The organism is Iodobacter sp. BJB302 (assembly GCF_002735645.1).
GTDB lineage: Bacteria > Pseudomonadota > Gammaproteobacteria > Burkholderiales > Chitinibacteraceae > Iodobacter.
In genome coordinates, this window is record NZ_PDZG01000011.1 from 63,213 (window position 1) to 85,850 (window position 22,638).

23 protein-coding genes and 1 pseudogene are annotated in these 22,638 nt (G+C 49.8%); 7 read left to right on the forward strand and 17 right to left on the reverse strand.

Features of this window, described 5'->3' with window-relative positions; genetic code table 11:
- Positions 1–5: 5 nt before the first annotated feature.
- Genes tatA through CSQ88_RS05730 form a run of 4 tightly spaced genes read left to right on the forward strand, consistent with a single transcriptional unit; the run spans position 6 to position 3,055 of the window.
- Complete coding sequence (gene tatA, locus CSQ88_RS05715; protein ID WP_099397144.1) at positions 6–197, forward strand: Sec-independent protein translocase subunit TatA; 192 nt, start codon at positions 6–8, stop codon at positions 195–197.
- A gap of 9 nt (positions 198–206) precedes the next feature.
- Positions 207–581 (forward strand): Sec-independent protein translocase protein TatB, encoded by a 375-nt coding sequence (gene tatB / locus CSQ88_RS05720; RefSeq protein WP_099397145.1) that lies wholly within the window; start codon positions 207–209, stop codon positions 579–581.
- Positions 582–584: 3 nt separating this feature from the next.
- Positions 585–1,325, forward strand: coding sequence for a twin-arginine translocase subunit TatC (gene tatC / locus CSQ88_RS05725; protein WP_099397146.1), 741 nt, complete (start codon positions 585–587; stop codon positions 1,323–1,325).
- Entirely contained in the window at positions 1,322–3,055 is a 1,734-nt protein-coding gene (locus CSQ88_RS05730; RefSeq protein ID WP_099397147.1) for a PglL family O-oligosaccharyltransferase, read from the forward strand. The genes tatC and CSQ88_RS05730 overlap by 4 nt, the downstream gene beginning before the upstream one ends.
- A 299-nt stretch (positions 3,056–3,354) precedes the next feature.
- On the opposite strand, the gene CSQ88_RS05735 is transcribed toward CSQ88_RS05730, so the two are convergent.
- The 3 genes from CSQ88_RS05735 to CSQ88_RS05745 are packed head-to-tail and all read right to left on the reverse strand — an operon-like array spanning position 3,355 to position 5,128.
- Entirely contained in the window at positions 3,355–4,098 is a 744-nt protein-coding gene (locus CSQ88_RS05735; protein WP_099397148.1) for a TlyA family RNA methyltransferase, read from the reverse strand.
- Complete coding sequence (locus CSQ88_RS05740) at positions 4,098–4,397, reverse strand: MliC family protein (protein ID WP_180273546.1); 300 nt, start codon at positions 4,395–4,397, stop codon at positions 4,098–4,100. The genes CSQ88_RS05735 and CSQ88_RS05740 overlap by 1 nt, the downstream gene beginning before the upstream one ends.
- On the reverse strand, positions 4,397–5,128 hold the full coding sequence (locus CSQ88_RS05745) for a pseudouridine synthase (RefSeq protein ID WP_099397150.1): 732 nt from the start codon (positions 5,126–5,128) through the stop codon (positions 4,397–4,399). Before CSQ88_RS05745 ends, CSQ88_RS05740 begins: the two co-directional genes overlap by 1 nt.
- Before the next feature lie 168 nt (positions 5,129–5,296).
- Here CSQ88_RS05745 and CSQ88_RS05750 point away from each other — a divergent pair, with 168 nt between their 5' ends.
- On the forward strand, positions 5,297–5,671 hold the full coding sequence (locus CSQ88_RS05750) for a SirB2 family protein (RefSeq protein WP_099397151.1): 375 nt from the start codon (positions 5,297–5,299) through the stop codon (positions 5,669–5,671).
- Here CSQ88_RS05750 and CSQ88_RS05755 read toward each other — a convergent pair.
- The 13 genes and pseudogenes from CSQ88_RS05755 to CSQ88_RS05810 form a co-directional block, all read right to left on the reverse strand.
- The gene (locus tag CSQ88_RS05755) at positions 5,663–6,511 is read right to left on the reverse strand and encodes an alpha/beta fold hydrolase (protein WP_099397152.1); all 849 of its coding nucleotides are present in this window, start codon (positions 6,509–6,511) and stop codon (positions 5,663–5,665) included. The genes CSQ88_RS05750 and CSQ88_RS05755 overlap by 9 nt on opposite strands.
- A gap of 24 nt (positions 6,512–6,535) precedes the next feature.
- Positions 6,536–7,063: a cyclic pyranopterin monophosphate synthase MoaC gene (gene moaC, locus CSQ88_RS23305; RefSeq protein ID WP_165928711.1), complete on the reverse strand. Its 528-nt coding sequence runs from the start codon at positions 7,061–7,063 to the stop codon at positions 6,536–6,538.
- 51 nt (positions 7,064–7,114) lie between these two features.
- Positions 7,115–7,666 (reverse strand): annotated as a pseudogene (gene mobA / locus CSQ88_RS23310) (molybdenum cofactor guanylyltransferase MobA); the annotation flags it as partial.
- A 1-nt stretch (position 7,667) separates the two neighbouring features.
- Positions 7,668–8,132 carry a molybdenum cofactor biosynthesis protein MoaE gene (locus tag CSQ88_RS05765; RefSeq protein ID WP_099397154.1) on the reverse strand — a complete coding sequence of 155 codons (465 nt, stop codon included), beginning with the start codon at positions 8,130–8,132 and terminating at the stop codon, positions 7,668–7,670.
- Positions 8,132–8,377 carry a molybdopterin converting factor subunit 1 gene (gene moaD / locus CSQ88_RS05770; RefSeq protein WP_099397155.1) on the reverse strand — a complete coding sequence of 82 codons (246 nt, stop codon included), beginning with the start codon at positions 8,375–8,377 and terminating at the stop codon, positions 8,132–8,134. The genes CSQ88_RS05765 and moaD overlap by 1 nt, the downstream gene beginning before the upstream one ends.
- Positions 8,378–8,528: 151 nt before the next feature.
- On the reverse strand, positions 8,529–9,224 hold the full coding sequence (locus CSQ88_RS05775) for a DUF4197 domain-containing protein (RefSeq protein WP_099397156.1): 696 nt from the start codon (positions 9,222–9,224) through the stop codon (positions 8,529–8,531).
- Between the two features lie 68 nt (positions 9,225–9,292).
- Positions 9,293–10,501: a gephyrin-like molybdotransferase Glp gene (gene glp / locus CSQ88_RS05780; protein WP_257212491.1), complete on the reverse strand. Its 1,209-nt coding sequence runs from the start codon at positions 10,499–10,501 to the stop codon at positions 9,293–9,295.
- Positions 10,461–10,952 (reverse strand): molybdopterin-guanine dinucleotide biosynthesis protein B, encoded by a 492-nt coding sequence (gene mobB, locus CSQ88_RS05785; RefSeq protein WP_099397157.1) that lies wholly within the window; start codon positions 10,950–10,952, stop codon positions 10,461–10,463. Before mobB ends, glp begins: the two co-directional genes overlap by 41 nt.
- Positions 10,953–11,621, reverse strand: coding sequence for a carbonic anhydrase (locus CSQ88_RS05790; protein ID WP_099397158.1), 669 nt, complete (start codon positions 11,619–11,621; stop codon positions 10,953–10,955).
- Between the two features lie 213 nt (positions 11,622–11,834).
- Positions 11,835–12,581 carry a peptidylprolyl isomerase gene (locus tag CSQ88_RS05795; RefSeq protein ID WP_257212492.1) on the reverse strand — a complete coding sequence of 249 codons (747 nt, stop codon included), beginning with the start codon at positions 12,579–12,581 and terminating at the stop codon, positions 11,835–11,837.
- Positions 12,582–12,689: 108 nt separating this feature from the next.
- Positions 12,690–13,424, reverse strand: a complete 735-nt coding sequence (locus CSQ88_RS05800; protein ID WP_099397160.1) for an MBL fold metallo-hydrolase — start codon at positions 13,422–13,424, stop codon at positions 12,690–12,692.
- Positions 13,421–14,014 carry a hypothetical protein gene (locus CSQ88_RS05805; protein ID WP_099397161.1) on the reverse strand — a complete coding sequence of 198 codons (594 nt, stop codon included), beginning with the start codon at positions 14,012–14,014 and terminating at the stop codon, positions 13,421–13,423. Before CSQ88_RS05805 ends, CSQ88_RS05800 begins: the two co-directional genes overlap by 4 nt.
- A 284-nt stretch (positions 14,015–14,298) precedes the next feature.
- Positions 14,299–16,125, reverse strand: coding sequence for a TolC family outer membrane protein (locus CSQ88_RS05810; RefSeq protein WP_099397162.1), 1,827 nt, complete (start codon positions 16,123–16,125; stop codon positions 14,299–14,301).
- A gap of 249 nt (positions 16,126–16,374) precedes the next feature.
- Between CSQ88_RS05810 and CSQ88_RS05815 the strand changes: the two genes are divergently transcribed.
- Entirely contained in the window at positions 16,375–17,004 is a 630-nt protein-coding gene (locus CSQ88_RS05815; RefSeq protein WP_099397169.1) for a transglutaminase-like cysteine peptidase, read from the forward strand.
- A gap of 97 nt (positions 17,005–17,101) precedes the next feature.
- The gene (locus tag CSQ88_RS05820; protein WP_099397163.1) at positions 17,102–19,027 is read left to right on the forward strand and encodes an EAL domain-containing protein; all 1,926 of its coding nucleotides are present in this window, start codon (positions 17,102–17,104) and stop codon (positions 19,025–19,027) included.
- A gap of 45 nt (positions 19,028–19,072) precedes the next feature.
- Here the strand turns inward: CSQ88_RS05820 and CSQ88_RS05825 are convergent.
- Positions 19,073–22,638: type I secretion C-terminal target domain-containing protein (locus CSQ88_RS05825; RefSeq protein WP_143449425.1), on the reverse strand; the 3,566-nt coding region annotated here is incomplete at its 5' end.

Genomic DNA, 22,638 nt, shown 5'->3' on the forward strand with positions numbered 1-22,638 from the left:
GCATCATGGGTTCATTCAGCATCTGGCACTGGCTAATTGTTTTGGTGATCGTTGTACTGGTTTTTGGTACCAAAAAACTAGGCAGCATCGGTAAAGATTTAGGCTCTGCAGTAAAAGGCTTTAAAGATGGCATCAAAGAGGGTGAAACCCCTGCAGCCAAAACAGAAGACAAACCTGCCGATACCAACAAACCTTAAGGCTTGCCCGTGTTTGATGTGAGTTTTGGCGAGCTAATCACGATTAGTGCCGTCGCCTTAATCGTCATCGGCCCAGAAAAACTGCCTAAAGTCGCACGGACTGCAGGCGCTTTGCTGGGCCGTGTGCAGCGCTTTATCTCGACCGTAAAATCAGATCTGGATAAAGAGTTTCAGCTGGCAGAGCTGGCTAAAGTCGAAGCCGAGATTCGTGCCGAGGCCTCAGCGCTCAGCCAGACCATTCACCAGCCCCTGGAAGAAGCGGCTCAGGCCTTATCAGAGCCAGCCCCAATCCAGGAGATTGAGCTTGCTCCCGCTGGGCCTCAGGGTGATCTGTTTGCCCCGCCCGCAGCTCCTCCTTCAGGCTCTAGGCCAGATCGGCGTTAAACAATGACGGATAATCTCCAGCCCCTTTTAGTGCATTTAATCGAGCTGCGTACGCGCATTGTGCGTATCGCTGCGGTTTTTTTAATTGGATTTATTGCCTGTTTTGCTTTTTCTGAACAGCTCTATGATCTGATGGTTGCACCGCTTGCCCATGTTTTGCCTAATCAGAAACTGATTACCATCGGCATTGCCTCGCCTTTTGTTTTGCAAATCAAAATCGCCTCTATGGCGGCCTTTATGCTTACTCTGCCCCATACGCTGTATCAAATGTGGGGCTTTATTGCACCGGGCCTTTATACCCATGAAAAAAAGCTGATTTTGCCGCTGGTATGCGCGTCCACCCTGCTCTTTATGCTGGGAGTGGGCTTTGCCTACTTCCTCGTTTTTGGCGTGGTATTTAAGTTTATTGTTTCGGTCGTCCCTGCCTCCATGCAATGGCTGCCCGATTCAGGTGAATACCTCGATTTTGCAATGGGAATGTTTATCTCGTTCGGGGTGACATTTGAAGTACCCATTCTGGTGATTGTGCTGGTAAGAATGGGCTTTATCAGCGTTGCAAAGCTGAAAGAGATTCGCCCCTATGTTATTGTCGGGGCCTTTGTCATCGCGGCCGTTGTTACCCCGCCTGACGTTGTATCTCAATGCCTGCTTGCTATTCCTCTCTGGCTGCTTTTTGAAGCGGGAGTATTAGTTGCAGGCTGGATGTACCAGCCTCCTCAGAAAACTATCGAAAGCGCCCAATGATTCCGCAACTCCGAATATTTCAGACCCTGCTGTTTTTGCTTGCCGCAGTGCCCTGCGGCATTCCTTTTCGCTACCAGCCCAATCCGGTATTTCCATCCGAGCTGGCCGCTTTAGTCCTGGCCGTACTGATGGTACTCACCGCCACAGCGCTGCCTTCCCGCGAGAAATCCGGCCCGCCCTATGCCAGCCTGATCTGGTTTGGCCTGGCTGCGGTGATTGGCTTGCAAATGGTGCTGATGCCCGTGCTGTACTGGTCTGATCGCACCGAGCCTGTTCTTTATGCCCTGACCGCCGCCTTCTCGGTGTGGGCACTGGCAAGGGCGCGTGATCATTTTGGCAGCATACAGCTGGCGCCCTTTTTTGCATGGGGCTTGCTGGCAGGGGCGATTTTCAACTCTGCGGTATCCGTACAGCAGGTTGTAGAGCTGCTGCAAAATGGCCCAAGGCTGATTTTTGGCCATTTGGGCCAAAAGAATTTATACGGACATTATCTGACCTGGGGTTTGGCTGCCGCTGCGTGGCTGACCGCCGAAAAAGAATTACCTAAAACCTGGTTCTGGCCCATTGCCACCTGGCTGGCATTATCTATTGCCTGGAGCAGCTCCCGCTCGCCCTTTATGTATGCAGGCGCGTGGCTGGTCTTTGGCGCGTTATCCGCTTACCTTGGCAAAGACAGCGTACGCCGCTTTGGCCTGCTGCTTACGGCCAGTGCCGCACTGATTATCGTGATGCAGTTTGTTGCTCCATGGATTAACGATGTGCTGCAATCATTGCTGCATGCCAAAAACGAAGTCCCTACCGGGCTGGATCGCCTTGATTCCAATGGCTCCCGCCGCCTGGTGGAGTGGCAAAAAGCATGGATAACCTTCCTGGCTCACCCATGGCTGGGTGTAGGCTGGGCTGCTTACCCTTCACAAAGTATTGCCCTGCAGGTCAACCCGGCTTTTGCCATTGTGCAGGAAAGCGTGCTGTTTACTCATGCGCATAATTCGCTGCTCAATATCATGGCCGAAACAGGTCTGGCAGGTACGCTGGTGATGGTTGGCGGCATGCTGTGGATGTTTATTGCGCTTCTGAAGCGCGAGCATGATCCGGTCAAAATTTTCGGTGCCGCTCTGGTGATTGTTTCGGTACTGCACAGCCTGGTTGAATACCCGCTCTGGTATTACCACCTGCTTGGCCCCTTTGCCCTGGCGCTGTTCTTTTTACGCTCTGATGCACCGCGCAAGCTGCAACTGCCTGATTGGGCAGAGCGTGCAAGCCTTGGTACTTATGGCGTAGCTGCACTGGCTGCTGCGGTGTTTGGCGGCATGCTGTATATCCAGATTTATCCGATTATGGATCCATCTGATAAACCCGCAGAAAACGCTGGCCGGATTAAGACTTTACAAAAGCTGAAGCAAAATCCATTAATCGATTTCTATGCTGATTTTGCGCTGTCGAATTATATCGTCGCCAGCAAGCAGGACATGCCTTGGAAACTGCAGATTCTGGACAAGCTGAATCAGGTACGCCCCTACCCTAGTCAGCTCAGCGATCAGGCCATTATGGAAACCTTGCGCGGCAATACCAGCAAAGCACACAAGCTGATGCGCCAGGCCGCTTTCTCCTACCCGGAAAGCCTCAATTACTTCCGTGAAGCGATCATGGAATTCAAAGAGCCTGAAGTGCGCGCTTTAATCAGAGAAGTGGAAGACGCTGAGAAGTTGTTTGGGAAGGAAAAGAAGTAAGGGAAGGCATACCGATATCCGCAAACCAAAAAGATCTGTTTAGTGCCTTCGGCAGCTTGATTTTGAAGCGGTTGCCACCGCGGGGGCCTTCCTTTCTTAAACGGCCAAGAAACGAAGCCAAAGAAGGCCTCCCCGCGAAGCACGAAACCCCTTACTGCGGACAGCAGCGGCGGCGGGACTCGCTTCGCTCAAACAGGATCTAAGAAACCGCCCCGTTCCTCGCTTCGGCGTGCTTCAAGGGGACTCTAAGTTCAGTGCAAAGAGCGCGTCATGCACGGCATAATAAAGCCACGCAAAAACTACACCGCCAATGCATGAATAAAAAACTCACGATTGCCATCACCACCTGTAATCGGGCTGGCGAAGTAGTTTTGAGTTGTAAATCCAGCCGCTGTTGCGGCTGTTTTTATTTTTTCTTCTACCTGCGCATAAAGGCTTTCATCTTTCACAATACCGCCACGGGCGATGCCGGCTTTGCCTACTTCAAACTGAGGCTTTACCAAAAACAGCAGCGTGGCCTGCGGCTGCAGCATGGCGCGCAGTGCAGGCAAAATCAGGGTCAGCGAGATAAACGACACATCGCCCACAATCAGTTGCAGCGGCCCGTCCTGCACTCCGGCAATCAGCTCCGGCACTAAATGCCGGGCATTCACGCCTTCAAACTGCACCACTCTGGCGTCGCCAAGCAGCCTTGGGTGAAGCTGGCCGTGGCCAACTTCCACACCAATCACTTTGCGCGCACCTGCCTGCAGCAGGCAATCTGTAAAGCCGCCGGTAGAAATCCCCACATCCAGCACCTGCCAGCCCGCCACATCCACACCGGCCTGCTCTAATGCACCTGCCAGCTTGAACCCGCCACGGGAAACAAAGCGATCGCTCTCGTCACTTGCCACCGTGAGGGGCAAATCTTTATCCAGCCTGATGCTGGCCTTAGTCAGCACCTTGCCAGCGCAGCTCACCCGGCCCGCAGCAATCATGCCTTGCGCCGCCGTACGGGAAGGGGCCAGCCCCTGCTCTACCAATAAAACATCAACACGCAACATTAAAACACCGGTTTTTTCAAACAGTCTTTAGCAACAACAACGGTATTACGCTCTAAAAAACTATCGCTGCCCTTAGTCCACCACAGCCACTGGCCATCGCCCCATGCAGCACCACTGGCCGTACGCTGCTCATCCAGATCGTAAATCCGGCCATCCATACGTAAACGCACCTGCGTCATATCTGCGCTTGAGGTCACGTAAAACGACGAGCCACTTTTGCATTGATAGGGGCCGGTTATTTCATTGGGCGCAGCGTAAGCCATGCCGCTGAGCAACACAAAGACCAGTGCGCGCAGCATCAGAATTTCTCCGCAGCCGATAAATAGCGCCATTTACCCGGTGGTAAATCACCCAGCAGTACGCGGCCAATACGGATACGCTTTAAGCCAACGACTTCCAGGCCAACTAATTCGCACATGCGGCGAATCTGGCGCTTTTTACCTTCACGTAAAATAAAGCGCAGCTGATTTTCATTTTGCCAGCTCACGCGGGCAGGTTTCAGCGCCTTGCCATCCAGGCTTAAGCCATGATTCAGCTTTTTCATGCCTTCACTGCTCAATTGGCCTGTAACACGAACCAGATATTCTTTTTCAACATTCGAGTTTTCGCCGATCAGCGTCTTGGCCACCACGCCGTCCTGCGTCAGCACTAAAAGGCCTACCGAATCGATATCCAAGCGCCCGGCAGGGGCCAGATCACGCATATGCGGCGGCACAAAGCGAATACCGCTGGTATCCCCTTCCCAGTGATTATCAGGCACCACCAACGCCACAGCGGGGGTATAGCCTTTTTCGGCCTGCCCGGACACATAGCCCACCGGCTTATTCACAAGAATGGTCACACGCCCTGCCTGAGTGGCTTTAGCCGCAGGCTCCAGACTTACCACCTGGCTGGGCAGAACCTTGCTGCCCAGTACATCAACGACTACGCCATCGACCTTCACCCAGCCCTTGGCAATATATTCATCGGCCTCGCGGCGCGAGCAAAGGCCCAGTTCGGCTAAGCGCTTTGATAAACGTAATTCTTCCATAAACCTTTTATCCTTTCATTCCACTAACCCGCCCGGCAGGTAAGCTGCTTCTTTAATGACTGCAAAAAAAACATCAATTCATTTAATGCCAATGAATCGCAATTCTCAATGTCAACAGAAGCCATTAAGATGCATAACTAACCATTTTCGCACGAGAGAGCCCTTCCGATGGAATATCTTGCTGTAAAACATTTGCATATGCTGCTTATTACCCTGTCGCTGGGGCTGTTTTTGCTTCGGGGAGGCCTGATGCTGGCTGAATCGCCACGCTTGCAGCAGCGGTTTTTCCGCATTGCACCGCATATTATTGATACCGCACTTTTGATCAGCGGTATCAGCTTGGCCATGATGTATCCCGGACCCAAAGCATGGCTTGCCGCCAAGATAGCCGGGCTGCTGCTCTATATTATTCTGGGGACGATCGCGCTTAAACGGGGCAAAACCAAAACCATCCGCAGCATCGCCCTGGCCGCATCCGTGCTGGCCTTTGCCTATATTATTGGCGTGGCATTCAGCAAAAGCGCTTTGCTGGGATTAGTTTAATTCAGGCAATAAATGCACCTGCCATAGACTTTCTGCAAATCGTGGTTTGAAAAAACCGAAGTGCCCAATCTGCCTGACGCCAATCTCTTGTGGCGACAGGCGTTTGGCGCTTTGTGGCGCATTCTGATAAAACGACTGCAATGAATTTGTATTATGAGCAGACATCAGCTCATCGTCGGTAAAGGAGAGCGCGGTAATATCCCGGGTAAAGGCCGCAAACTGCTGCTTTACCGCCTCACCTTCCACCCCCAGCATATAGTCCGGGTTTAAGCACCATCTGCGCCACTGCTGCATAACGCCACGCGGTAAATTACCTACTTTGCGTAAGCGCTTGCCGGGAAAATATCCACAAACAGGCAGCAGCACGGGCACCAGCACAAACCATAGCCACCAGACTTTCCAGCGCAAACTCAGCGAATTTTCCAGCCAGTAACCACTGCCACTGGCAATCGTAATGGCCTTGGTAATGCGCTCTGGCTTTGGCACAAGGCCAAGCAACTGCCCGCCCAGACTATGGCCCAACCAGTAAAGCGGGCGGTCTGCCTGCGTCATCGCGCTCAGCATGGTGTCGCAATCAAACCTGGCCCAATCCAGGATATCGACTTCAAGCTGGCGCAAATCGCCCTGAGCAGAAAGCCCCATTCCGGTGTAATCAAAGCTGGCCACCAGAAAGCCCTGCCCGGCCAGCCATGATGCCAGCGGCGCATAATAAGACTGGCTTACACCCATTGCGGGCACAATCAGTATCGCCGCTTTTGCTGCAGACTGAGGATAAAAAAACAGGGCCGTGATTTCTGAACCACGGCCTGTCATCAGCGTTTGCATTTGCCCCTGAATCATTTCATCCCGCTCCTTACAGCAGCATTAAATCGTGTGGCTGGCCTGCCAGTGTCCCGATTTACCGCCTTGTTTTTCCAGCAAACGGATCTGCGACATAATCATGCCGCGATCCACCGCCTTGCACATATCGTAGATGGTAAGTAGTGCAATATTGAGCGCCGTCAGCGCCTCCATTTCTACCCCGGTACGACCGACTGTTTCAGCAGTCACTTCGCATCGCACCAGGCTGCCTGCCCTGTCTATGGTGAAATCAACGCTCACGCTGGTCAATGGGACAGGATGGCAAAGCGGGATTAAATCTGCGGTGCGTTTGGAAGCCATAATTGCCGCAATTCTGGCCACGCCCAGCACATCGCCTTTTTTATGACTGCCTGTTTCAATTAAATGCAAAGTGGTGGGCAGCATACGAATTTCGCCCACAGCGCGGGCAATACGATGGCTGTCCACCTTGCTGCCCACGTCCACCATATGCGCTTCACCATTGGCATTAAAGTGAGTCAGGCCGGATGGAGCAGGCGTTTTCTGAGTCTGATCAGTAGCACGATAAGGCATAGGAATGGTGTCCACTCCCGATAAGCGGGCCGCACATACGGCCAGATCATCCTGAGTATTTAAATTTGGGAAGGCCAGCTCAGGAAAATCAACATACTGCAGCCTCAGGCTTTCCTGCCAGGCAGATAACTTAAGCTCTTGCCGCGACAACCTGTCCATTAAAGAGGCCAGTACATCGTGGCACAGCATACATATTGTCGGATGAATTTGTCCGTCCGGAGTACGCGCCACCACCACGTCCGATTCGCCCAGCTCCAGCTGCGCCAATAGTTTTTCAACCAGATCGGCAGGCAAAAAAGGCACGTCACAAGGCAGCACCAGCAGGTATTGAGCAGGGGAAGCCAGCAGGGCGGAATGAATACCTGCTAAGGGGCCAGGATGGCCGGGGTAAACATCGCGTAATACAGGAGAACCAAAACGGGCGTAATCCGGCAAATTGCGATTTGCCGAGATCAAAATATGATCCACAAGCCGGGTCTGCCTGGATAAGGCTTCGAGACTCCATTCAATTAAAGGCTTGCCTGAGAGCTCGACCAGACCTTTATCACGCCCCCCCATGCGACGCCCTTCACCGCCAGCCAGAATGACCGCATCCAAAATCATCTTAACCCACCCTTAAATACTGCCAGCGATCGAGCGCGCTCTGATCGCTCTCCCGTGCATCAAGCCATTTCAGGCAAGCGCCGTTTCCTTCTTTTTTCCAGAATGGCGCCTGTGTTTTTAGAAAATCCAGAATAAAGGCATTGGATTCATAAGCAGCCTGACGGTGAGCCGAAGCCGTCAGTACCAGCACAATCTGCTCGGCAGCCTGCAAATCACCCACTCGATGAATTACGGTTACGGCTTGCAAAGGCCAGTAGCCACAAGCCTCATCAACAATCTTAGCCAGCGATTTTTCTGTCATGCCCGGATAGTGCTCAAGGCTCATGGCGGAAATACTGCCGTCTAAATCCCTTACCCTGCCAACAAAAGCAACGATGGCGCCCATCGTGGCATTGCCATCAAAGCGGGCGTATTCTGCGGCAAAGTCAAAATCTGCACTTTGTACCTGAATCCGGATATCAGCCATCAGCCCCCCGTTACCGGCGGAAAAATCGCCACTTCGGCCCCGGCGGGAATCTCATCCTGCAAGCGGGCCATTTCTTGATTAACCGCTACACGAAATACTTTGCCGGGCGATAATTCATCCGCCCAAACTCCGCCTCGCGCAGCTAAAACAGCAATCAGCTCTGCAACGGTAGCAGGCGCAGGCAGTGCTTCCTCACTACAGCCAAAGGCATCTCGCAGCCGGGCAAAATATAAAACACGAATCATTGTTTATTGCCTAAATAACAAGCACTTTGTTTAAATAAAAAACTTATAAATCGTTTGATACCAGAGAGCCTGTAAACCAATACCGGTTTACATTAGCCATAAATAAGCTCAAATCTATACTCAATAAAGTATTAATTTATTGAAACACCATTTAATTGCTCAATAATCCAAACGTTTTTTTAGCCAGTTTGCCAGCAGCGGCCAAAGGATCCTGGCGAATAGCGCGCTCTTCTTCGGCAATCACCTGATATAAACCATCCAAAGCTTTACGGGTTACATATTGCTCAACGGTTGAATCTTCTGCTTTAAGCAGCCCCAAACCTGCTGCTTTACCAGCCAGGCGATTGTATTGCTCTGCTAATTGCAGCCTAGAGGTTGTTTGCCGGACTATAGGTAAAAATTGCTCAGTCAGCGGCGCCTGGCTGGCCTGTTTAAAATATTGTGTGGCCGCATCATCTGCACCAAGCAGAATATTTTTGGCGTCTTGTACGCTCATTTTCTTCACTGCATTAATCAGTAACTGTTTGGCCCTTGGTACGGCAGCCTCTGCAGCACGATTCATTGATGTTTGTAATTCATCTAAAGACTGGCCCAGCCCTAAGGTACGAAGCAAGGGTTCGGCCTGGCGCATTGCATCCGGCAAGGGAATACGCACTTTATCATTCGCTAAAAAACCATCGGTTTTACTCAGCTGCAAAGTGGCATTGCTTACGCCCTGTATCAATGCTTCTTTTAACCCCCCAGAAGCATCGCGCTCAGAAAGCAAATCAAAACCACCCGCAAAAACAGGCCATGTCATGATGCAAAGTAAGCCAAGCAACAGGCTGCGCCGAGAATTTACTTTCATATCAAGATTCCGTAATTAACGCGAGTCTTACTTTAATCGAATAAATTGCAGCATAGCATTAAATTAGCTCATTTAATGCAGGCCGCATAAGGAATAAAAGTAACCGTGTCTCCGGCACTAATTGTTTCACCTACGGCAATATCCACCAGACCCGTAGCCCAAACCAAAGAAGTTAATACCCCCGAGCCTTGATGTGGATAAATTTCAACCTGCCCAGCCGCATTTAATCTGCCACGTAAAAACTCACGACGATTTCCTGCTTTTTTCCATTCAAAAGCAGCACTTAACTGATAACGCGGCGGAAATAAACTGATACATCCCTGTCTGGCCAATAAAAAGGGACGAACTAATAGCAAAAAGGTAACAAAGCTGGAAACAGGATTTCCCGGCAGGCCAATAAAATCACACCCGGCAATTCGCCCGTACGCAAATGGCTTGCCTGGCTTAATTGCGATCTTCCAGAGATTTAAGCTGCCCAGCAGCTCAACTGCGGCCTTAACATGGTCTTCTTCGCCAACGGACACCCCGCCCGAAGTAATCAGCACATCATGATCCTGGGCTGCCTGCCATAAGATATCCCGGGTCTGCTCTGCATTATCAGGAACAATACCCAGATCGGTAACCTGGCAATCTTCTAATAAGGCGGTGATGGCGTAGCGGTTTGAATTATAAATCTGGCCCGCTGCAAGCGGCTGCCCCGGCTCTGCCAGCTCGTCGCCGGTTGAAAGCAGTGCGACCTTTAAGGGCCGCTTTACAGCCAGCTCAGCCACACCTACGGAGGCCGCCAAACCAATTGCGGCCGCGCTTAATCGTGTACCGGCGGGCAAAATCACGGTATCAGCCTGAATATCCTCCCCACGCAGGCGAATATTGGCACCCGGCTTTACCTTCTGAGCGATATACACCCGCCCTTCTTCACTGCGGCAGTCTTCCTGCATTACCACTACCGTGGCTCCGGCTGGAACCGGGGCACCCGTGAAAATTCTTGCCGCCTCGCCCTCAGCCAGTGGCTGCCCCACTTCACCTGCGGCAATTCGCTGAACCAGCTCAAAAGATTCTGGCCAAACCTCGCCCACATTCAGTGCATAGCCATCCATGCCACTATTATCAAACGCAGGCACCGCCATTTGGGAAACCACATCAGCGGCCAGAATACGGCCCGCCGCCTGATTTAAAGGTAAAGTTTCAACCGCAGTGTCAGCACGGGCCTGAGCCAGTAATTGGGATAAAGCAGAATCAAAATCCAGCATGGCAACTCGCAGCAATAAACGCTGCAATCTCTGCAGCCTGGTTAAGATCAAAAAGAGGAAGAGTACTTTCCGGCGAACAATCGCTGGCAATCGCAATAATATGCGGATCATCCAGTGCAGGATAATCAGCACGGCGCACTTCTATTTTAGGAATAGCGGCTGCTTTAAAACCTTCAACTAAAACTATATCGACGGGAGCTAAGCGAGCCAGCATCTCATGAAGGGGCAGGCCCCCCTCATGAATCAGAGCAAACCCATGGGGAGTTGCCAGCAATACCTCACCCGCACCCGCCGTACGAAAACGCGCGGTATCTTTGCCTTCCGGCTCAAACTGCACAGGGTGGTGAGTATGTTTAATCACACTCACCGACTGGCCCAGCCGCACCAGCTCTGGCAATAGTTTTTCAATCAGCGTCGTTTTACCACTGCCAGACCAGCCGGCAATGCCTAATACAAACGGGGTGTGGGTAGCGGTCAATTAAATCCCGATAGAGAAATCTTGAGTTGGTAAGGCGCTGACCAGTGGCTGAAACTGCCCGCTTTCTTCATCAAAGCCCAATAAGGCGCCGTGTTCAAAATCAAAAAACCAGCCATGTACACTCAGCGCATCTGTACCCAGGCGCTCTTTAATCCATGGGAATGATTCAAGATTCTGCAAGGAATCACGAATGGCTTCCAGCTCGCAGGCACGGTAGCGATCAGCCTGATCACTATCTGGCCATTGCTGCAAAACACGCTCTTTTGCCTTGCTGGCAATATGAATCCAGCGGCCCAGAAAATCGTCTTTATCAACAATATCAGCACTATCCATCAGCGCCTTAATCCCGCCGCAGTGGCTGTGCCCAAGCACCACAATACGGCTCACATTGAGCACAGTAACAGCGTATTGCAGCGCTGCAGATACCCCTTGATTGGTAGTACCCTGCTCAAAAGGGGGAACCAGATTCGCCACGTTACGAATAATAAACATCTCGCCCGGCGCGCATTGGGTCAGGATGGCGGGATCAACACGGGAGTCACAGCAGCCTATCAACACGGTAGTTGGTGTCTGGCCTGCACGTAGACGGTCAAACAAAGCGGTTTCGCCAGCAAAATATTGCTGCTGAAATTCACGAAAACCTTCAATAAACTGATGCAAATCGGCCATAAGGGTTAACCCGTAAAAGAGACGGGCTGATTATCCACCAGTCTGAGCCAAAAATCGCATCCCGCCGTAAAATTACACAGGGAATTTAAATATTTATCATTAACCCGATCTCCCGCCCACAAAGGCACATTTGCACTAGGATTAAAAATGGCCGGGATGGCCGGCCATTCAGTTTTGCACCAATAAGCGCAAAATATTCTTAGCAAAACAGATTTATACAGCCGCTGGCTCAGCACCTGGTAGGGTGTAACCTTCAATTTTGGCAGCATTAACCAAGGTTTGCAGATACTGATTCATTGCGCGGCGGGTTGCGATATTGCTTAAAAACTCAGCCAGTTTTTCTTTTACTTCATCAAAAGCAACGGTGGCACCTGCTACTTTTTCTCCCGCACGAATAATGTGTAAACCAAATTGGGTTTCTACCAGATCTGCAGCCACTTCGCCCGCATTCAGGCTAAAGACAGCGTGTTCAAATTCCGGCACCATCTGGCCGCGGCCAAATTGGCCCAGATCACCGCCTTGCTGGCCCGACGGACAAGCTGAATGCTGGCGGGCTAACTCTGCAAATTTTTCCGGATTAGCTTTTACTTCGGCCAATACGGCATTAGCCGTTTCACGAACTGCATCTAAAGACGCTTCTTCGCTTGGCTTGAACAAAATATGGCTGCCTTCAACCATTTCACCACGGACAAAAGACTGTGGATTATTGTTGTAATATTCTTGGCAGGCGGCCTCATCGGCATCCGTGATTTTTACTTCTGTCTGCAACAGTAAACCAATGGTTTCTTCCGGAGTAGCGGCCTCAATAGCCAGCGAAGCGGCACGTTGCAGTAAAAGCTCACGCAAAATAAGCTCTTGAATCGTTGCATCCAGCATCGATGGCGCATCTTGATGGTGCTGACTTTCGGCTTCGATCATTGCATCGGTAATTTCAACGCCATTAACAGTGATACTCATCATATTCCTTGAATGCTTGATTGGTTAAGAAACTGAAATGGGGGCTGAATGCGCAATTTCCAGCCCCCAAATTAAATTCCTTTTTACCAATCATGCCGCTCTTAATAATGATCAAAAAAGCCCTACATGCAGCTCATCAAACCAGTTAATAAAGCGTTCAACGTCTTCCCCGGCATAAACAGATCCATGCTGTGGACAGATCATGTCTATTTTTAAGCTTGCTGCTTTTTCGCACCACACCCGTTTTGCACTATTGGATCCCATCCAGCGCTTATGAAAGCCCTCTGCAAAGCGAATATGACGGTCAAAATCGCTTACAAACAGATCACTATTGCTCTCGGGTAAGAGCGCAGCACCCACATCCCCTGAAAATAAAATCTGGGCTTTAGGATCATAAAGATGAAAATTCCCGGAGGAGTGCAGGTAATGCGCAGGAATAGTGCTTAAATGCGCGCCGCCCACCACAATTTCACTGCCCAGATCAGGGATAGAAATCATGGTATCGGCCGAGCCGCCAAAATGAGGAACAAATGTGGCCCATAAACCAGAGATATAGCACTTCATTTCCGGATTAAACTCCAGCCAAAGTGCCAGAGAAGAAATCACATCAGGATCCTGATGTGATGAAAAAATACTATGGATTAAGCGCGGATCGATCACCGTGCTCACCGCCGAAAACACCGAAGGAAAAACCTCCAGCCCGCCCGGATCGGTAATAAGCGCTTCATCGCCATTGTTAATAACATATTCATTGGTATCGATTAAATAGCTGGGCCGCTCCGGATCGCGTGAAATAGCAAACCAGCGATGATCATCCTGCTCAAAAAGTATTTGTGCTTTTTTCATCTCATCTTCCCTGAAATACGCCGTAATTCTTCCAGCCTCGGCACGATAGAATCCACTTTTCTGGCAAAATCATTTGATAACTCTGCCAGCACATTAGAATGCTCGCCCGAATACGCCGATTCAATACGGGCCGCACGCGCAATGACCACCCCAAACACACAGGCCTGATAAGCTTCATCGATATATTCAGAAAGACGCTGGTGCACCATTCTTAAGCGCTCAGAATGTTCCTCTGCAGCCTTGCGATTACGCCCCAGCGTTTCTGCCAGATACGTTGTGTTTTCTGCTGACAGCTCTGATGTCTGAGCAAGCATCTGGCTACGCCGCTCCTGGGTCATGCTGTGCGACGATTCGGCCAGCATGTCCTGGCTGGCATTGCTCAGCCGGTTCATACTGCCTTGCAGTTGCAAAGATAACTCACGTAATTCACCAGAAATCACACCAAAGCCCCGCGCCATCCTGCCTGCCCTTTTGGCCAATAAAATAGCGTTCAGGCCCATTAAATTAATTTCAAAGCAATTCCAAATCACCATCTTGATATTTTCATTTATCAAAACCGTGTTTTGTAATTCAGCTGCGATATCCGCCATGAGCTAGTCTCCACACAGCTCGTCCCTAATAACGAGCTATACCTTTATAGATCACTAAGTCGATGGAAAGAAGAGCAAGTATTCATCCAGGCAAAAGCTGACAAACTAACCAGAAAAACCTCCTGAAAGCTTAAATATTAAGCACCCCCCAAAGCAGCACTGTAAGCACCCACTGCAAATAAAAGACAAAAAAAGGGCCTTCCGCAGAAGACCCTTCTTACTAAGTACCAACAATATATAAAGCTATCGTAAAAGCACTCCGCCCTGCATCTTAAATAAACAAATTAATAGGCTTTACCACTGGTGACTTTCTCTGCTTTGATTTTCCACTGCCCGCCCTGCTTCACCATTTCCAAGGTTTTCTGCACCACATCGGTATAGTCTTTAGATTTGTAGCTTTGGCTAAAGCTTGCTTCAGCCTGGGTTTCACTGATTTGTTTCAGCTTCATCTTGTCCAGAGTAATAGTCAAATCGCCCTGTTTACCCACCCGGGTGCGGCGGAATTCTTTCCATTTGGCGACGCTCATCCCATTACTTGGCACAAAGCTGTCTGCATAAAAGGCTAGGTAATCATCTGTGCGTTTTTCAGCCCAGGCTTTCGACCATTTATCTGCCAGATCATTGCCAAACTGCACCAGCTCTTTGCTGACAGGGGCGCTGTCTTTGGCCACTTCAGGTGCTGCAACTGCAGCGGCCGGAACCAAAGGCGGCCGGGCGGCCATTGCTGCATCTCTGTCCATCACATAAGCCGCAGGCATCTCTGCGCTGCAACGAATACGCTCATCATCCAGCTGGCTATCATTCAGCTCATCTGGTATAGCAGCCTCAAGCGGAGCTAGTTTAAGCGCGGCCAGAATCTGGTGAGTCTGAGTTAAAATCCCTGCTTCAGACGTTTTTAAATCATAAACTGCAGCAACAACCGAACGCTTCGCCGTAAACAATTCGTTTTCGGTATCTAATAAATCCAGCAAAGTGCGCTGGCCAATATCAAATTGCTTACGGTAAGCATCGCGGGATTTTTCAGTAGAAAGCTGATGCTGATCGAGGAACTTCATTTGCTCATTCAGGCGGCGCACATCATTCCAGGCGATTTGCGTAGTCTGACGAATATCGCGGCAAGTTTTATCGCGCAGCTCATAGGCGGAATTGAGTTTTTCTACCGCACCGCGTGTTCGAGCGCTATCACGGCCACCGCTGAATAAATTGTAATTTAAATTAAGCTGAATCGTGCGATCCTGGAAAGTACCATTAATATTATCCCTATCGCGATCAATTGCCTGCTTTGCAACCAGCTCTAATTTAGGATAATTATTTGATTTGCGAGTTTCGGCATCACTGCGCGCAGAACGAATATTTGATACTGCCGCCAAAAAGCCAGGATTTTGTTTTAAAGCAGTCGCTAAAGCAGTATTGCCTTCCTTAGGCAGTGCCGCCCGCAGATCCGGAGCAGGAGCCAGAGTGGCGGCAGGCGCTTCCCCTACAATGCGCTGAAAGCGTGCAGATACATCGTGTAAATTAGATAAATCAGTCAGCCAGTTAGATTCAGCTAAAGCCAGACGGCCTGAGGCTTGCTCCAAATCAACCCGGCGGCCAACGCCTGCTTTAACCCGCTCTTCAATCTGGCCTAAAATTTCTTTGTGTAATGCGAAATTGTCCTGAGCAAGCGCAACCAGCTCACGATAACGAAGCACATCCTGATACGCGCGGACACTCTCATAAGCAATCTGATCAGAGGAAGAAAGCAGCTCGTAATAACGAGTTAGCCTTGCATAACCCAGACGCTGAACTTCATTGCTTGTGGCAAAGCCATCGAATAACATTTGGCGCAGCGTTAATGTGGCCCCTGGATGATTAAAACCACCTGTATCGCCACTTGGACGCATTTCCCACTCTCTGCCTGCATACGCCTGAAAATCAACCTGTGGCAAATACCCCCCACGCGCAGCAGAAACGTCTTCAGTTGATGCCCGGAACTCAAACCAGCGTGCACGCAATTCCGGATTGTTTGTAATGGCCCGCTCGGCCGCTTCCTGCAAAGTAGCAGGGGCAGCAGCCTGAACGCCCATTCCACTGAATGCCAAAGCAACGGCAAAGCAAAGTTTCAGGTTCATATTATTAATCCCATGTAATTCACAAGTAACATTTTTTATGCGCCGGCGGATTAAGCCGGATTATCTTTTTCATAGCAGCAAACAAATTGTAACCTTACCATTATTCTTTCTGTATTTATATTTATAATTGTAAGTTGGACAATTCTAGTGAATTAACCCACTATTAAGAATAGCTTCGTAAAATCATTCAGACTGATGCAGCAACACAACCTACTTCTCTTACGTAAAAAAACAGTCGGGCTTTTAGCCATGCTGTCTTTCGTGTTGCATGCAGCTTCTAACCTTGATTTTGACCGCTTACAAAAATCACTGGTACAGCGCTGGGGGCAAACGCCTGTTCGTTTGTTTACTGACTGGCAAACACTGATGAATGAGGCGCGCAATGTACCTGAAGCCGATAAATTAAAACGGATTAATGACTTCATTAATCGCCGAATTCAATTTGGTGATGACCCCACTATCTGGAATGCGCCGGACTACTGGGCAACCCCACTAGAAACCATAGGCAAAGGCGCAGGAGATTGCGAGGATTTTGCAATTATTAAATATTTCAGTTTAAAAGAGCTGGGTGTTGCCAAAGAAAAACTTCGCCTTACATACGTTAAAGCTAAAATTGGGGGAGCAACAAGCAATGTCAGCCAGGCGCATATGGTATTAACTTACTACTCCAGTGCAGATGCAGAACCTTTAGTTCTTGATAATTTATTGAATGATATTCGCCCGGCATCCCGCCGCCCTGATTTAACGCCTGTATTCAGCTTTAATAGCGATGGTATTTTTACGGGAGCTGCTACCCAGCCAACAGGCCCGGTTGATAAATTATCCCGCTGGAAAGATCTGATCAGCAAAATGAAAACTGAAGGATATGAAACTGATTAGGCATATAGTGCTTATATGGCCGGATTAAATGTGAACTTATTTAATTAAACGGGCGTTGAAAGATTAATTAAATGCCCAGCTCTAGCAAGGAAATACCATGTCACTCTTTCGCCAGCTATGGATGATGATTATTCTGGCTACCCTGGTGGCCTTTGCCGGTAGCTTTATCGTCAGCGTTTACACCGCCCGCGGTTATTTAGAGCAACAACTCTTTACTCAAAGTAATGACAACGCCTCGTCTTTGGCTCTTTCTATGTCGCAGCAAAGTAAAGACCAGGCGACCATTGAGCTGAATGTGGCCGCCTTATTCGACACGGGGCACTTTGAATTAATCCGGTTTAGCGACAACCATGGAAAAACACTGGTTGAACGTAAAAACAACGACAAAGCCGATGGGGTACCCAATTGGTTTGTACAAACCTTTCCCCTGCAAATTGCCTTTGGCAAAGCCCAGGTGAGCGACGGCTGGAAACAAGCAGGCACGGTGACAGTCGTTGCCCACTCCCGCTTTGCTTACCAGGCCTTATGGGAAGGAGCGATGCGCTTGTTTGTATGGATTATTGGAGCAGGCCTGGTCTGCGGGGCGGGTCTGCAGCTCTTACTCAACTGGGTTAAAAAACCCATTACTCAAATGGTAGAGCAGGCCGAAGCCATTAGTGAACGGCGTTTTATCACCATCCCTGAGCCACGTTACAAAGAGTTAAAAAGCGTCGTCAATGCCATGAACACGATGGTCAGCCGCGTTAAAACTATGTTTTCTGAACAGGCAGCCCGCATTGATGCACTGCGCAGTGAAGCCAACCGTGACGCCCTCACCCAATTACCGAATCGCAGCTTTTTTATGGGCCGATTGTCTCAGACTTTAGAAGATGACGAAGCGGCCCCCAGCGGAATTTTACTTATTATGCGTCTGCATAATCTGGCAGAGGTTAACCGCCGTTTAGGCCGGGAAAGAGCCGATCAATTTTTGCAAATGGCAGCTGGACAGCTGGCATCTCTGACAGGCCAGGAACCAGATCGCTTGGTCGCCCGTCTGAATGGTGCAGACTTTGCTTTACTTGCCCCTGGTTTAAACCGTCAGCAAGGGCTGGATTTAGCCAAGGAGCTGCATCAGGGCTTAGCAGAGCTGCGCCAGCATGAGCTAACCGATGCCGATGACTTGGCAGCAATTGGGATCGCCACTTATCAGCACAATGACAGCATCAGCCAATTGCTGGCTGGCACAGACCAGGCGCTGGCTCAGGCCGAAAGCAGCGGAGCCAATGGCACAGGCCATGTCAGCAGCGCCAGTGCAAATCAGGCCTTGCCTGCCCAGGACTGGCAGCCATTGCTGCAAAAAGCCTTTAAAAACCATAGTTTTGAATTGGCTTCTTTCCCCGCAATTATGATTGATGGCCAGCCCCTGCACCGCGAATTATTACTGCGTTTACGCCACCCTGAGACCAATGAATTGCTGACTGCGGGTACTTTTATGCCCTTTATCAGCCGCCTCGGCATGAGTAACACACTGGATTTAGAATCAGTCCGGCTTGCATGTGCCGAGCTAAAACTGCACGAAGCCCAGTTAGCCGTTAACCTAGAAGCCAAATCGATTGCAGATGAGCAATTTATTGAAGAGCTGCTCAGTATTCTGCAGCAGCATAAACATTCCACAGACCGGCTGTGGTTTGAAGTTAATGAGTTTGGCTTCAGAGATGAAATTACCGCACTGGCTAACTTTGCCCAGAAAGTGCGCCCACTGGGTTGTAAAATTGGGATTAAACACTTTGGCCGCCACTTTGGCAGCATTCCGCAACTCTACGAATTGCAACTCGACTATTTAAAAATTGACGGCAGTTTTATTCAATCTATTGATCAGCACCTAGGTAATCAAAACTTGGTTAAAGCCATTACAGGCATTGCATCAGGGCATGGTTTAATTACGATTGCCGAACGTGTGCAAACTAAAAATGAATGGGAAATGCTTAAAACTCTGGGTATAAATGGCCTGAGCGGCCCAATTGCCAGCACACCATTGAGCTAAATAAACAGCAATTAAAAAAGAGGCCAGCATTGCTGGCCTCTTTTTTTAATCAGTGATTAATTTACCCTTATTAAGCAGATCCTGAATAATGGCAGCATCAGCCAGACTGCCATTACTGGTTAAATCAACGCCCGACAAAATAACCCTCTGATCATCCGCACTCGAATTAAATGGTCCTGTGTAAGCACCCGAGCTGCTGACATGAACAATGGTATCGGTACCTGATTTTTCAAAATGCAGATACTGGGTAAGATTCCCCGTGTTTACATTATGATTTTCACCCTGCAGTAAGTCTTTCAGATCCAGCCTGTCCCCTCCGGCGTTATAGCTTGCCACAGAGAAATCAGTGATTTTATCAATCACAGGCGCACCCACAGCGCCTTTATCCGCCAGAGCCCAATGGAAGGTATCTGCTCCCAGACCGCCAGTTAAGGTATCACTGCCTGCACCTCCATCAAGCCGGTCTGCTCCAGCCCCTGCATTAATCACATCATTACCTGCCCCGCCATGGATAATATCGCGGCCAGCGGAGCCGGTAATCGTATCAGACAGATTTGTCCCCGTAACCTCTTGGCCGCTGCGAACCAGGTAATGCCCGTTATTGCCCGGGTCTTCGATAATATCCTGCAGCTCGCTCAGTACAGGGGCTTGTGTACCATGGAACAAGGCCATGTCATCAATACCAAGGGTGACATAAGCACTGTCGGCTGAGCCTGAAGGTTTAAATTCTATTTTTAAAGCCGCATTGCCACCCTGCTCCCAATACAGTACTTCAAGATTGTGCATCCCTTCACTGATAGCCACGCCGGTTTGTACCCGCGTGGTTGGCGGCTGGTTCGCGTTATATTCAAACACAGACTGACCATCAACAGCGATACGGAAACCATCATCCGCATAAACACGAATATCGTATGTGCCTGCCGCAAAGTAAGCACCACCCACCATACGCATAATTGAATCAGTGGTATTTCCGAATGTACTGGTTGCAGCAAGCCCGGCAGTATCGGCCCCTGCATTATTTGCACCAAGGAAGTTATACAGATTACCCGACGTAATGGCCGAGCCTGCTGTTACAGCATTATTTGTACCCAAATTACCGGTCACCGCTGGCGTAACGCCATATTTAATGGCATCGGCAATAAAGGTGGCATCGCTGGCCGCAGCACTTGCTTCAGTTTGAGTGCCGACAATATTGCTGCCCTGACGGCCATTAATCACCGAAGTAATATCGCTGAGATTATCGAGATTGCCTACCGTATTATCCTGGTTTTGCACGTTATATGTAGTGCCAGCGCTCTTATCGGGATCATTGTTATAACCAAAGAACTCACCATGCAAGCCACGGGCAGAATCAGCAATTGCCGTGGTTGAAGCCGAAAGTTGCATCGTGTTGCCCTGAGCCGGCGGCACAATATTGATTGTAAGATGGCTGTTTGATGTATCCAGATCACCATCGTTATCAATTAAGGTAAAGCCTATGTTTTCGCTGGAGCCTGACGTTTTAATCACAGGCGGTGTATAGGTATATTTGCCATCATCCATATCAATGGCAAATTGCCCGCCCAGGGCCGTATTGACTTTTAATTGATGAGTAATCGCATCAAAGGTGTAAGTACCTGCAGCGGCGGAAGTCACCACTGAATTGTGCGCCACATCAAAGGTATATTTCACCCCATCAACCGTTATATCATTCATATGCCCGCCATCAGCACCAAAACCTGATGACGCGCCAGAAATAACGCCGCCTGTTAAATCACCCGAATCAGGCACTACGATCGTGTCGCGCAAGATAGGTGGCAGTTGAGCCAAATCAGTCACAATGATGGCATTGGCTTCAGATCCGCTGCCCGTGCCATTGTAGGCAAGCGGATTCAGATTGGTTGCCGTTACTCCCGTACCCAAACCTAAAGCCAAAGAATTAATGTCTTTAGCGTTTAAGAAATTAGTCCAGGTGAGCGTTTCACCCGCATCCAAACCCAAGCCCGGATTAGGTGCGCCATCAGAGAAGAAGTAAGCAATATTCTGGCCTCCGGCAATCTTGCCTGCCTCGTCATAGTGCGTCATTACCTGCCCGACTGCGGCATCATAATTAGTCCCCCCATTCGCGCTGAGATTGGCCAGGATCGTTTTGGCTTCATCCACACTCATCCAGGTTTGCCCGCCACTTTGCTGAGTCGCTGCAGAAGAACTAAATGTAACCAGCATGACTTTCACGTCACCCAGCACGTCATAGTCATCTATCAGCTTGGTAATTGCCTCTTTCGCAACCTGCAGTCTTGTTTTTCCTGGTATACCACTTGGGTCCGCCATACTTCCGGACACATCGATCGTCAGGATCAAATTGCTGTCGACATTAGGAATCTGAACATCGGCTGTCTTGCTTTGCCCAACGGGTGCATCATCCTCAACATTAACAGTTAATGTGCCCGTACTGCTCAAGCTGCCATCTGAGACCTGCACACCAACATTAAATGATTTCACATCCTCAACACTGTTAACAGGATGATCAATCGGCCCGCTTAAAGTGACGGTGTAGTGGCCTGCATTATCAATATGAATTGCCGCAATCGTTGTACTGCCCACTTTTGCGACCAGATCCTGCGTTCCGCTGCCACTCCAAACCAGTGCTTGCCCGCCAGAAGATAAAACATCCGTTGGTGCAAGCAGTGTTGTTGTTAAAGTTGTGCTGTCAGGATCACTGATCGCAATCGTGCCAGAGCTGACCGTGCTGTTTGTTGTGTCAGTCGGGGAGCCCGTATTATCGATAATCCCGCCTGCCAGACCCTCTTCTGAAACTGTAGCGCTGGCATTTGCAATGACCGGAGCATCATTAACTCCTGCAACATTAATCGTCGCTGTTCCAGGCGTTGCATCAATCAAGCCCGTATTGTCTTTTGCTGCGTAATTAAAATTGGTGCTCCCGCTCCAGTCATGCGCCGGTTTAAAGTACAAAGTCAGGCTGTTACTTGCCGCCGTTAAATCAGAGCCAGCAACTACCAGCTGCGTCATTGCAGCATCGCGGTACAACGTGCCATTTCCAGGCAGGTTCAATATTCTAAAGCCAGCAACTGTGCCATCTGCATCCGTACCACTTAAAGTGATCGCAATCGGCAGTGCCTGATCCTCAATCCCGGACGCACTGACATTATTTGTATCCGGTGCAAAATCATTATCCAGAATCCCACCTGTGGCGCTTACACCGCCAATAGTCAGCGGTACTGTTTCACGGGTGATTTCAACCAGTGCATCATCTACGGTTGGCAGAGTGACGGCGAAGTTGGCCACTCCTGCGGGAACAGTAACCAAACCAGTGGTTGGGTTGTAGGTCACGCCGTTGCTGAAGGTGGCTGTGCCGTAATCGGCTGCACTCGCTGATCCGCCACCCAGGTTAAAGGCATAGGTTTCAGGTTTGGTAGTGGCAGTACTGAGCGAAACATTGAAGACAAGGTTGTTGCCTTCCACCACATTGTCATCGGCCACGCCCGGATTGCCGACTTCGATGCCGGTGATGGCAGGGCTGTCGTTGTCCAAGATGCCGCCGGTAGCGCTCACGCCGCCGATAGTGAGTGGGACGGTTTCTGGGGTGATTTCTACTAAAGCATCGTCAACCG